General features: G+C 38.8%; 11 protein-coding genes. 5 read left to right on the plus strand and 6 right to left on the minus strand.

Going from position 1 to position 12474, the window contains the following annotated elements; translation table 11 throughout:
* Window positions 1–15: 15 nt before the first annotated feature.
* Window positions 16–450: a cupin domain-containing protein gene (locus ACUW85_RS02995; RefSeq protein WP_026465771.1), complete on the minus strand. Its 435-nt coding sequence runs from the start codon at window positions 448–450 to the stop codon at window positions 16–18.
* A 421-nt stretch (window positions 451–871) separates the two neighbouring features.
* Between ACUW85_RS02995 and ACUW85_RS03000 the strand changes: the two genes are divergently transcribed.
* Window positions 872–1186 carry a DUF4298 domain-containing protein gene (locus tag ACUW85_RS03000; protein ID WP_225968887.1) on the plus strand — a complete coding sequence of 105 codons (315 nt, stop codon included), beginning with the start codon at window positions 872–874 and terminating at the stop codon, window positions 1184–1186.
* A gap of 302 nt (window positions 1187–1488) precedes the next feature.
* Here the strand turns inward: ACUW85_RS03000 and rpsI are convergent, their stop codons facing one another.
* The 3 genes from rpsI to ACUW85_RS03015 all read right to left on the minus strand — a co-directional run bounded on the left by rpsI (window position 1489) and on the right by ACUW85_RS03015 (window position 3403).
* Complete coding sequence (rpsI, locus tag ACUW85_RS03005) at window positions 1489–1881, minus strand: 30S ribosomal protein S9 (protein ID WP_004262670.1); 393 nt, start codon at window positions 1879–1881, stop codon at window positions 1489–1491.
* A gap of 14 nt (window positions 1882–1895) precedes the next feature.
* Complete coding sequence (gene rplM / locus ACUW85_RS03010; protein WP_004262667.1) at window positions 1896–2339, minus strand: 50S ribosomal protein L13; 444 nt, start codon at window positions 2337–2339, stop codon at window positions 1896–1898.
* A gap of 152 nt (window positions 2340–2491) precedes the next feature.
* Window positions 2492–3403: a LysR family transcriptional regulator gene (locus ACUW85_RS03015; protein WP_149315114.1), complete on the minus strand. Its 912-nt coding sequence runs from the start codon at window positions 3401–3403 to the stop codon at window positions 2492–2494.
* Window positions 3404–3848: 445 nt separating this feature from the next.
* On the opposite strand from ACUW85_RS03015, the gene metE reads away from it, so the two are divergent.
* Window positions 3849–6140, plus strand: coding sequence for a 5-methyltetrahydropteroyltriglutamate--homocysteine S-methyltransferase (metE, locus tag ACUW85_RS03020; RefSeq protein ID WP_396027403.1), 2292 nt, complete (start codon window positions 3849–3851; stop codon window positions 6138–6140).
* Between the two features lie 3 nt (window positions 6141–6143).
* The gene (gene metF, locus ACUW85_RS03025; protein WP_048727200.1) at window positions 6144–7025 is read left to right on the plus strand and encodes a methylenetetrahydrofolate reductase [NAD(P)H]; all 882 of its coding nucleotides are present in this window, start codon (window positions 6144–6146) and stop codon (window positions 7023–7025) included.
* Between the two features lie 159 nt (window positions 7026–7184).
* Here metF and ACUW85_RS03030 read toward each other — a convergent pair whose 3' ends face one another.
* Window positions 7185–7637 (minus strand): LysR family transcriptional regulator, encoded by a 453-nt coding sequence (locus tag ACUW85_RS03030; RefSeq protein WP_259345356.1) that lies wholly within the window; start codon window positions 7635–7637, stop codon window positions 7185–7187.
* Window positions 7638–7764: 127 nt separating this feature from the next.
* Between ACUW85_RS03030 and ACUW85_RS03035 the strand changes: the two genes are divergently transcribed.
* Window positions 7765–8943 (plus strand): uroporphyrinogen decarboxylase/cobalamine-independent methonine synthase family protein, encoded by a 1179-nt coding sequence (locus ACUW85_RS03035; protein WP_149358575.1) that lies wholly within the window; start codon window positions 7765–7767, stop codon window positions 8941–8943.
* Between the two features lie 582 nt (window positions 8944–9525).
* Here the strand turns inward: ACUW85_RS03035 and pepF are convergent.
* Entirely contained in the window at window positions 9526–11337 is a 1812-nt protein-coding gene (gene pepF, locus ACUW85_RS03040; protein ID WP_182023153.1) for an oligoendopeptidase F, read from the minus strand.
* A gap of 193 nt (window positions 11338–11530) precedes the next feature.
* Between pepF and ACUW85_RS03045 the strand changes: the two genes are divergently transcribed.
* Window positions 11531–12427 (plus strand): fructose bisphosphate aldolase, encoded by an 897-nt coding sequence (locus ACUW85_RS03045; protein ID WP_107069894.1) that lies wholly within the window; start codon window positions 11531–11533, stop codon window positions 12425–12427.
* The last annotated feature ends 47 nt before the right edge of the window (window positions 12428–12474 follow it).

The raw sequence follows: 12474 nt of genomic DNA on the forward strand, positions 1-12474 counted from the left end.
CATTTCATGTTTGTTTTATTCATTTGGATCGCTTTCAGCATCTTCTTGAGTGCCATGAACAGTACCAGGTACGTGGTCAGGGCTAGCATAAATGGTGTACAGTTTTAACGGTACACTCCCCCGATTGGTGATATTATGCCATAAACCTAGTGGCACAAAGACTGCTTCATCTTCTCCAATTTTTTGTTCAAAGGATAAATCGTCCTCAGCAGGACCCATCTGGCAAAGACCCTCACCTTGCTCGATACGGATAAATTGATCACTTTCATGATGTACTTCTAAACCAATATCACCGCCTACAGGAATTTCCATAACAGTCAACTGCAACTTGTTACCTGTCCAAATCGTCGTACGAAAATTTGTATTCTCTAACGTTTCTTTTTCAACATCTATAATATACGGCTTTTTGTCGTTATCTACATTACCAGTCAGAAATTTATTATCAGTCATCATAATCCCTCCTTATCTATAATTTTACTCCTTATATATTTAAATGCAAATATATTGTGAATCAGTGATCATAAATAATTTTGTTGCTTGCTGTATATTTTTAGTTTATGCTTTTTTTAGTTATGCATTCATATTTAGAAAGGCGTTTTATCATGAGATCACTTATCCAATTTTGGCAACAAACATTTAATTTTAAACAGAAAATAGGCTGGCGCCTAGCATTATCTAGGATTTTAACAAATCTTATTTTTATTATTATACTCTACTTTATTGCTTTAATTGCACCTCCTTCATGGGAGGAACCTATTGCTTATTTTGTCCAAGTTTATACGATCATTTCAATCGTACCAACAATTACCACTATCATTAGCGCAATAAAATAATCATCAAATGTATATCATTAAAGAAAGGTGGGGGTAACGTGAAGAACACTGATAATTTTTATGAGATGGAAGAAAATTTTTTGAATATTTCTAAAGAAATTGAGGCCATGTCTGATTCCCTGGAAAATTTTGAAAGATACCTACCAAATATCAAACTATTCCTTAACTACTATGGCAGTGAGACTTGGTTTAAACACTTAAAGATGGAAGAACAAGGCTTATTTGAAGATGCTAGTACAACAGCTGTACTAGGAGAAGACTACAGTTATGACCTTGTTATAGATATTATGGATTTAGCCAATAAACTAAAAAGTGTTGGTGAAAGCTTATTGGAAGACAGCTCAAATTCCTAATCCATCCATAACAAAAATTTAGTTATTTACTGCTAATTAAATCGAATTTTAAGTGGTAAATAGCTATCCTTTATTCTATTTAGCTTAATTTGGCGCATCTATCAAAAGTAGAAGTTTAGGATAAGCTAATCCAGCTATTTTATTGATATTAGGCTATTTATCACAAAAAAACAAAAAAAGACATTCCCCACATAAGTGAGAAATGTCTTTTTGATTTGTATATGGATTCGTACTCGACTTCTTTGGAAATCTCCGTCCCATACTGTATCCATAAACGAATAAATTCGTAATAGCGCCAAAAATTAACGTTTTGAGAATTGAGGTGCTTTACGGGCTTTTTTAAGACCTGGTTTCTTACGTTCTTTCATACGTGGGTCACGTGTTAAAAGACCAGCATCTTTAAGTGGTTTACGGAAGTCAGGATCTACTTCTAATAACGCACGAGAGATACCGTGACGAGCTGCACCTGATTGACCAGCATATCCACCACCGTTAACGTTGATGAAGATGTCATATTGGCCTTCAGTTTGTGTAACTGCTAAAGGTTGTTTAACGATTACGAATAATGATTCGTATGGTAGGTATTCTGCCATTTCTTTACCGTTAAAAACGATTTTACCTGTACCAGGTACTAAGCGTACACGGGCTGTTGAGTTTTTACGACGGCCTGTTGCGATGTATTGAGCTTGTGCCATTTGCTTTTCCCTCCTTAGATTAATTCGTTAATGTCTAATTGTTTAGGTTGTTGCGCTGCATGTGGGTGTTCCGCACCAGCGTATACGTGTAGGTGTGTAAATTGAGCACGACCTAAACGGTTTTTTGGTAACATACCTTTAACTGAAGTTTCGATTAAACGTGCTGGTTTTTCATCACGTAATGTACCTGCAGTTGTTTCATAGATACCACCTGGGTAACCTGAGTGACGGTAGTATTTTTTATCTGTTGCTTTTTTACCAGTTAATTTCACTTTTTCAGCGTTGATGATGATAACTTGATCACCTGTATCAACGTTTGGTGTGAATGTTGGTTTATTTTTACCACGTAACATGCTTGCCACAACTGTTGATAGACGTCCCAATGGAACATCTGTTGCGTCTAGGACAACCCAGTTACGTTCAACTTCATTTGCTTTCGCCATATATGTTGTACGCATTATATTTCCTCCGTTTATCTTGTCTGATTGTTCGATTCATAATTGGTTTCCGGGGCCTATCATGGGGCAAACAATACCGTCTTATATTGTACCACTTTGAAATTCATTACGTCAATCTTTTTCAACGAAAAAAATCACTTATCATAGATTTCTTATTTAGCATATTGTTGGATTGATTCCTCGAGTAAGCCTAAGTAGCGTTTGGCAATTGAAGACAGCTGGTGACGGTTAGCAGTTAGGTAACCTAGTTCAATCACCTCGTCTGACTCAAGAGGAATTGCTAATATATCCGGACTGTTCAAGTCATCATTGATTATCCCTGAAGAAATCGTATAGCCATCTAGACCGATGAGTAAATTAAATAAAGTTGCCCGGTCAGATACAATAATCCGTTTTGGGACAGGAATATCCGCTAAAATCTCTTCCCAATAGTAGAAAGAATTGTGGGTACCTTGTTCATATGATAAACGAGGATAAGCGGTTAAGTCATCTAAACTAATCGTCGCTTGTTTCGCTAAAGGGTGCCCTTTATCAATAAACACATGTGGTGCAGTTTTAAACAATGGCGTAAAAGTCAGTTGCTTCTCTTGAAAAGCCCCTTCCAATACTTTCTGATTATAATTAGACCGGTAAATAACACCTACCTCAGAGGTAAAATTAGCAACGTCATCCAAGACCTCAAATGTTCGCTCTTCTTTTAATGTCGCCTCATACTGGTCTGCAGCCATCTCTCTTAGTAACTTCACAAAAGCATCCACTACAAAGGCATAATGCTGGCCGGATACTGAAAATATCCGGTTGGCCTGACTTCCCTCCTTATAGCGGTGGTTCATCAAGTCAATCTGCTCCAAGACTTGCCGGGCATACTGGAGAAATTCCTCCCCTTGCACCGTCAGAACCGTCCCCTTAGCCGTCCGCTGAAATAAAGTTACCCCCATCTCAGACTCCAAATTGGCCATGGCTTTCGACAAAGACGGCTGGGCAATAAACAAGTCCTTGGCCGCCTGCGTCATATTCCCCACTTCAACAACTTTCATAAAATACTGCAAATCTTCAATCCGCATACACTCACTCCTTACCATAGTTTCAAGCTATGAAAACCGACATATAATAGTTATTTGTAATTATTATGCCAGACCCATATACTCATAACAAGTTCAAAACCTGAATAATTCATAGTTTTACTAATAGTCTTTCCTAACATTGATTTATTAGTCTTTAAAGTAATCTGCTTCATCACCCATTAGGTAATGAAAAAGAACCCCTTTATCAGCGAGAATTTTATACCGTATTCAGGCAAAACCAAAGGATTCGGCAGTACATTTAATAACCAGATTTTTAAAAATTTTTAAATGGCCCAAGGAGCAGTGCGTCCAAAATTTGAGTTTGAAAAGTGAAAAAACTCAAAATAATTATAAGGGCCAGAAAAATTAATCAATTAGGATAGAAGATGATAAACGATAAAGAAAATATAACAATATAGATAAAACAGCCTTTGATATTAGAGGTATGAATTATTCAGGTGATAACAACAAAGGAGGATTCACTATGACTCAAACATCCATTATTGGTTTCCCCAGGTTGGGCGAAAACCGTGAATTAAAATTTGCGACGGAGAAGTATTTCCGAAACGAAATCAATGAAGAAGAATTATTCCGAATTGGAAAAGAAATCCGGCGCAAGCATTTTACACTATTAAAAAAAGCAGGAATTGATTCTATTCCAAGTAATGACTTTTCCTTTTACGATCAGACCTTGGATACTGCATTTCTATTCAATATTCTTCCAAAAGAAGTCGAAAAAAGTGACTTATCTTCCCTAGATAAGTATTTTACTTTAGCACATGGTTACCAAGGAGAAAAAGGCGATATTAAAGCTCTCCCGATGAAAAAATGGTTCAATACGAATTATCATTATCTCGTACCAAAATTTGAAAAAGACACCGCTATTCAAATTAGTACGAGCAAAATTTTTGATGAGTTCTTAGAAGCCAAGGATTTGGGAATTGATAGCCGCCCTGTTTTAGTTGGGCCTTTTACTTTGCTTCAACTAAGCGAGTTTGAAGATGGATTAGCTGCTCGTGACTTTGTCGCTGACTTGGTGAAAGGATACCAAGAAGTGTTTCACAAATTGAATGAAATCGGTGCAGAATGGATTCAATTAGATGAACCTGCTTTGGTAAAAGATGTTGATGAAGCGGAAAAGAAATTATTTGTAGATCTTTATGATTCCTTGCTTACAGATAAAGCTGGCTTGAAAATCCTCATTCAAACTTACTTTGGTGATGTACGTGACGTGTATCATGAATTGACTGCCTTAGCAGTAGAAGGAATCGGCTTGGACTTTGTGGAAGGTACTAAAAATATCGAGTTGGTTCAAATTGCCTTTCCAGAAGACAAATTTCTGTATGCAGGAGTCGTTAACGGAAAAAACATTTGGCGAAATGACTATTCGAAAAGCTTGGCCCTATTAGAGAGTTTGAGGGTGAAAAATTATGTCCTGTCTACTTCTTGCTCCTTGCTCCACGTACCATTCACAGTAGAAAAGGAAAGTTTTCCTGAAGAAATCAAGCGGCATTTCTCTTTTGCTAAAGAAAAGTTACAGGAGCTCGTTGAATTAAAAGAAATTCTTGATGGAGAAAGCAGCGCTGCTCTGGCTGAAAATAAAGACTTGTTTGCATCAGAAAGAATTGCGGTAAATACTGCTCTAGGGGAAAAAATCAATCAATTGTCCCAAGATGCCTTTACAAGGAAACCAGATTTTTCAAAAAGAGAAGCTTTGCAAAAGGACATTTTTAATTTTCCGTTACTACCGACTACAACGATTGGTTCTTTCCCACAAACGAAAGATGTCAAAAAGACGCGTGCTCTTTTCAAACGAAAAGAAATCAGTCAAGATTACTATAAAGAATTTATCGCAAACCGAACGAATGATTGGTTAGCTTGGCAGGAAGAAATTGGGTTAGATGTTTTGGTTCACGGTGAATTTGAGCGAAACGACATGGTCGAATATTTCGGGCAAAACTTGGAAGGTTATCTATTTAGTAAAAATGGCTGGGTACAATCTTACGGCACTCGTGGTGTGAAACCGCCTATCATATGGGGAGATGTTTCAAGAGCGGCACCGATTACGGTGGAATGGTCTGCTTATGCGCAGTCACAAACAGATAAATTCGTAAAAGGAATGTTAACGGGTCCGGTGACCATTTTAAATTGGTCATTCCCTCGAGAGGATCTTTCATTGCGTGAATCTACTTTACAAATTGCTCTGGCGATTCAGGAAGAAGTATTGGACTTAGAAGCAAACGGTATTCGCGTGATTCAAATCGATGAAGCTGCTTTGAGGGAAAAGTTGCCATTAAGAAGAAGTGATTGGAATTCAGAATATTTGGATTGGGCAATCCCTGCCTTTCGATTGGTTCACAGCAAAGTGAAACCCCAAACGCAAATCCACACCCATATGTGCTATAGCGAGTTTACCGATATTATCCCTGCGATTGAGAATATGGATGCGGATGTCATTTCCTTTGAAGCGTCTCGTTCTAATTTGGAAATTTTAGATGAATTACAAAAACAAAACTTTAAAATTCAAGTTGGCCCCGGTGTTTATGATATCCACTCACCACGAATTCCTTCAGTGGAAGAAATTACGGAAACCATTCGAGCAATTTTAGCAAAGGTTCCAAAAGAGAAAGTTTGGATTAATCCGGATTGTGGTTTGAAGACTCGTGGGGAACGTGAAACAAAAGCGAGCCTGGAAAACATGACGCAAGCAGTGAAGACGATTCGAAAGGAGCTGTAGGCAATGACCGATTTTCAAAGAGGAAATGGCACTTCCCTATCTTTTGAAGTTTTTCCAGCGAATACCCAAGTTGGTACAAAAAAATTGATTCAGACCTTGAATGAACTACAGGATTTACAGCCGAATTTTATTAGCGTAACTTGCAGTAATAACAAAGCTAATATTGAAGAAACAACCGTCAAAATTGCTGATTATGTAACAAACACATTGAGAATTCCTACCATTGCACACTTACCGGCAGCTTATTTATCCAAGCAACAAGTATCTACCATCCTTGGACAGCTTGAAAAACTAGGAATCCGGCATGTTTTAGCTCTTAGAGGCGATATTGTTGAAGGAATTCCACCTAAAAGAGATTTTTCTTATGCGAGTGATTTGGTTACTTTTATTCAGGAACAAGCACCCTACTTTGACATTTCAGGTGCTTGCTACCCTGAAATTCATCCAGATTCAGACAACCGGATTTCTGATATCAAGCATCTAAGGAAAAAAGTAGAAGTTGGCTGCAGTCAGTTGATTACACAGCTTTTCTTTGACAATGAACAATTTTATCAGTTCAAAGAAGGATGCTCACTGGCAGGGATTGATGCCCCCATTTTGGCTGGGATCATGCCTATCGTAAATCGTAAACAGGCTTTACGTCTAATTAAAGTCAGCTCTTCTCAACTGCCGAAGAAATTTTTAGCAATTTTAGAAAAATATGAACACAATCCTGTTGCATTGCGTGATGCGGGGCTTGCCTACGCCATTGATCAGATTGTCGACTTAGTCACACAAGGCGTGGATGGCATTCATTTATATACCATGAATCAATCCGATACCGCTCGGCAAATTCATCAAGCAACAAAATCATTGTTTCAAACTACGGAACTCTTAGGCGTATAAAGAGCAAATTATATAAAGCAACAGCCTCCAGCGTGATTTGCTATGCTCCCAATATAGTAGACAGAGAAATAATAAAAGTTCTCTACTACTGTAAAGGGGGCATTTTTATGTCTAAAAGAGGGACTAAGCATATGTTAGATGAAAGAGTCGCAGCTGTTCTTAGAGTAATTGAGAAGCATAGATAACACCAATTTCTGATTTCAAATTGGCTACGTCGTCCAAGACTTCGAAGGTCCACTCTTCTTTTAGGGTTGCTTCATATTGATCAGCGTCCATTTCGCTAAGAAGCTTTACGAAGGCATCTACTACAAGGGCATAATGTTGAGCGGAAATGGAGAATATTCGATTGGCCGTAATGCCTTCTTTGTAGCGGTGGTTCATCAAGTCAATCTGCTCCAAGACCTGCCGTGCATACTGGAGGAATTCCTCCCCTTGCACCGTCAGAACCGTCCCCTTAGCCGTCCGCTGAAACAAAGTTACCCCCATCTCAGACTCCAAATTGGCCATGGCTTTCGACAAAGACGGCTGGGCAATAAACAAGTCCTTGGCCGCCTGCGTCATATTCCCCACTTCAACAACCTTCATAAAATACTGCAAATCTTCAATCCGCATACGCTCACTCCTTACCATAGTTTCAAGCTATGAAAACCGACATATAATAGTTATTTGTAATTATTATGCCAGACCCATATACTCATAACAAGTTCAAAAATATTTATCGAAAAAGGAGAACATTATTATGACACAAACACAAACTTCAAAACGATTCCTTACAGTTGGTTCATTCTTACGTCCAGAAGACTTATTAGCCTACAAACGACAAATCGAGGAACGCGACGATATCCAATATCCATTCTACCAAGATTTCGACAACTACGAAAAAGTAGAAGACGAAGCAGTTGCTGATATCGTAAAAAAAGAAATCGAATTAGACTTCCCAGAAATTACAGATGGCGAATACTCTAAATCATTATGGCATCTAGACTTCGTTTGGGGCTTTGACGGCGTACGTCGTTTCATTGCTGATCAAGGTTATATCTTCGTTGACCATGACCATGAGCATGCATTCGAAACGCGTAAAGATATCGGTATTGAAATCTTCAAACCATTATCAGGAAAAAATCATCCCTTCATCGACCACTACAAACGTTTAGTGGCCTTAAATGATTCAGATGCTGATGTGAAAGTTTGTATCCCTTCACCAGGTCATATGTATGTTGATTTAGGTTTAAACCTACAAACATACAACGAGGTATACAAATCACAAGCTGAATTACGAGAAGGTTTAATCAAGGCCTACAAAGAATTCTTAGATGAATATGTACAAGAAGGCGGTAAAGTCCTCCAATTAGATGACTGTTTATGGACTATCCATGCAGAGGATGCATCAAATTCACCATTTAGAAATGAAGATGGTACTTGGGACGCTGAGGCCGCTAAAGCCAGTGCAGAAGCTTATGTAGCTATTAACAATGCAATTATTGATTATGGTCATGAATTAGGTTTAAAAGTATACACCCACAACTGTCGTGGTAACTACGCTTCTAGACACCTAGGTGACGGTTCGTATGAGAAAATTGCTCATTATTTCTTGAAAAACCAACGTTACGACCGTTTCTACTTAGAGTGGGACGACGAGCGTGCTGGTTCAATCGACGCATTAGAAGCTTTTAAAGACAACGACCAAGTAGAAGTTGTATTAGGTTTACTATCATCAAAAACAGCTGACTTAGACGATGAAGAACGCGCCCTAAACGGCTTAGAAGAAGCTAGCAAATATGTATCAAAAGATCGATTATACCTATCCCACCAATGTGGCTTTGCCTCATGTGACGGTGGTAACGAATTAACCCACGAAAACCAATGGGACAAAATCAAACAAGGACAAGCAATCGCATTCAAATACTTTGGTGAATAATCCCTAATCAAAAAACTATCATCCTTCAAAAGAGGTTGGCTCCCCACGCCAGCCTCTTTTTTAATGTCTTTATTCTTGTATCAGCAATCACTTCAATCAATCGGAGAAGTTAAAGTTAAGCCTTTGAGCTTTACTTTGTTGCAGCCCTCGCCTATTAAGGGCTTAAATATTCTCATGCTGACCATTCAGAATGTTCGGGGTAACCCCCTTACAGTCTGAATGGTCAGGCAAGTTCTCACACCTTGGATGAGATCGGTCCCAAGGATTTTAAGGCAATGATAGAGAAAGCGGAAGCCTACGGATTTTTGTAATAAATAAAAAAGTAGAATCCAAAAAATAGGATTCTACTTAGATAGCAATTCAATATTTAAGCCCCTTGCATATTGTATAGTACAAAGAAAGCCATAAAGAAGATTAATAGCACAACCGCGAGGACACCGAAGACGAGGTAGATACGCTTCTGCTCTTTTTTGTACATATAATTACTGGTAATCAGTAGCAAAAGAGCTGCTACGAAAAATACCCAAATCATCTATTCACCAAACTTTCTCTCCATCTATTTGTGGCAATCCCTAGTCTTCATTAAGCCAGTTTCGCTGAATAGTCAATAATAGCGTCAACTGTGTCGTTTAAGAAGGCTATGGTATTTTCTAATGGTTCACCACTTGCAATATCCACTCCTGCTACTTTTGCAGCTTCAACCGGGTTAATCCGCCCCAATTTCAAGAAGTCAATCCATTTTTCAATGGCTTGATCATCTTCACCTGAACGGATATTCAAGTAGGCTTGTGTAGCAATCGTTAAGCCTGCTGAATAAGTATATGAATATAAGCCCATGTAGTAATGTGGTTGACGCATCCAAGTTAATTCAGCACCCGGATTAATCTCTACAGCATCACCCCAGAAAGCTTCTAATACCCCTTTTTTCAAGTCAGAAAGGGTTTCAGCTGTGAAGGCTTCACCCTTGTCAATTAGTCGGTAAACTTCACGTTGGTAGGCTGCTTCTAACAAGTGTGTAATGAAGTTATGGAAATATGTGTTGGTTAGCATATTGGCTAAGGCAAAGCGTTGGGTACGGTCGTCTTCACCATTGGCTTGTAAATAGCCAGTTAATAGTAACTCATTGAAAGTTGACGGCGCTTCAATCACATACAAGCTGGGTTCACTTGAAATAAACAAGTTGTTGGCTTCTGCCCGGCTCATTTGACCAGCATGACCCAATTCGTGAATCAAGGTATAGACATCAGACAATTGTTCTGTCCAGCTCATTAAGATATATGGATGAACACCAGGAGCGATGGTTGCAAATCCACCAGTTGATTTACCAATATTTTGGGCGTAATCTACCCATCGGTCGGTGAAGGCTGGTGCGATTTCGTTAAAGTAGTCCTCACCCATAATAGCTGTGGCTTCTTTAACGTAGGCTTCTGATTCTTCAAAAGAAACGGGTTTTGAAAAAGTTGGATCTAAACTAATCTTTAAGTCTGCATAAGTCATCTTATCTAAGCCGCGTACTTCTTTAACGTGGCTGATATATTTACGCATAACGGGCGCTAATTTCTCCATAATCACATCAATTTGACGGTCATATAGTTCTCGGTGCACGTCTTGGCTGAAGAGTAGATAATCAATTACCGACTCGTACCCCCTAATGTTAGCTTGAGCTTTTTCCTGCAAGACATGTCCATAATAAGTTGTTGCAAAGGTATTTTGGTATTTTGCCAATTCTTTTGAGAAAGCATCAAAGGCTGCCCGACGAACGGCTGTATCCTCTTCAAACATATATTTATCTTCATATAAAACAAAGCTTAAAGGGTAAGTAGTACCATCTACTTCAAAATCAGGAAAAGTTAAATCGGCTAATTTAGCGTTGTTATACACTTCATAATTTTGATCATGTGCTTGTTCGAATTGGAATAGTACATCTTCCACTTTAGCACCCAGATATATCGCTTGTTGACGTTCAACTTCAGCAATATAATCTGCTGTTTCTGGAGCAATGGCCTTTACTTCTTCCAGTTCAGTTGCTGATTTTTCTAGCAATGCATTTTGGAAAAATAGCATCGCTTCTTGAACATTTTTGCTCGCTGCCGATACCTTATGTAATTTCAATGCTGCTTGTGAATTTGTACGGTCGGCTTCAACCGCTAAAAAGGTATAGTGCATCAATTGTGACCCTAAAACTTGCACGTCAGAAGCCGCTAAAACTGCATTAGCAATATCGCTCGCGTCACTTAATTTACCTTCATAATTTTCCTTGAAAGCTTGTCCTAGATCTTTAAATTCAGCTAATTTCGCTTCAAAAGTTGCTTCATCTTCAAAAATTTGGCTGAGGTCCCAAGTGGCTGCTACATCTACTTGGTCGCGGGTTGGGAATGTATTCTCTGTTGTCATCCGGCATATCCTTCTTTCCTAGCTTAATGGTAATTTTCTTAAACAAGTTTACCACTAAAACCCCAAAACTTACCAGAAATAGGTTGGCTATCCTTCTTCATAAGTGTTTTTCTTTGGATTTTTAAAATATTAGGTTCATAATAATAAGTGACGAAATGATACCACCGCTAATTTTTAAGGAGGAATTTTCAATATGTCAATTAATCAAGCACAATTAGAACGCATGTCAAATGCCCCTGGATTTATCGCTGCCCTAGACCAATCAGGCGGTTCAACACCAAAAGCCCTATTAGCCTATGGTGTAGCCGAAGATACCTACAGCAATGAAGACGAAATGTTTGCGAAAGTTCATGAAATGCGGACGCGAATCATGACCAGTCCAGCTTTTACTAGCGATAAAATTCTAGCTGCTATCCTATTTGAAAATACCATGGACCGCCAAGTAGACGGTAAATACACCGCAGAATACTTAGCAGACAAAGGGATCGTACCCTTCCTTAAAATTGATAAAGGACTTGCCGAAGAAGCCAATGGCGTACAATTAATGAAAGATATGCCAGAACTTGACGACCTATTAGCACGTGCAAATGACCGCGGTATTTTCGGTACTAAGGAACGGTCTAATATTCTCGCATTTAACCCTGTAGGCATCAAAGAAGTTGTCGACCAACAGTTTGAAGTCGCTAAACAAGTTATTGATGCAGGTTTAGTACCGATTATTGAACCTGAAGTGAATATCAAGGCTGAAGACAAAGCAGCCATCGAAGAATTATTAGCTGAAGAAATCAGATTACACTTAGATCAATTAGGGGAAAATGACTTAGTCATGTTGAAGCTGACAATCCCTACTGTACCAGATACTTATCGTGAATTAGCCAGTCACCCTAACGTTGTTCGTGTAGTGGCCTTATCAGGTGGTTATACCCGTGAAGAAGCCAATGAACTATTGGCGGAAAACCACGACATGATTGCGTCGTTCTCACGTGCCCTCGCGTCTGATTTACGAGCAAGCCAAGCAGATGACGAATTCAATGACTTACTAGCCAGTGCTATTGATACCATTTACGACGCATCCGTTAACAAGAGATAAACTATTTTAATATACATCATGCTCAGGGGATTTTAGTCCTCTGAGCT

It is taken from the genome of Aerococcus sp. 150760013-2 (genome assembly GCF_053627715.1).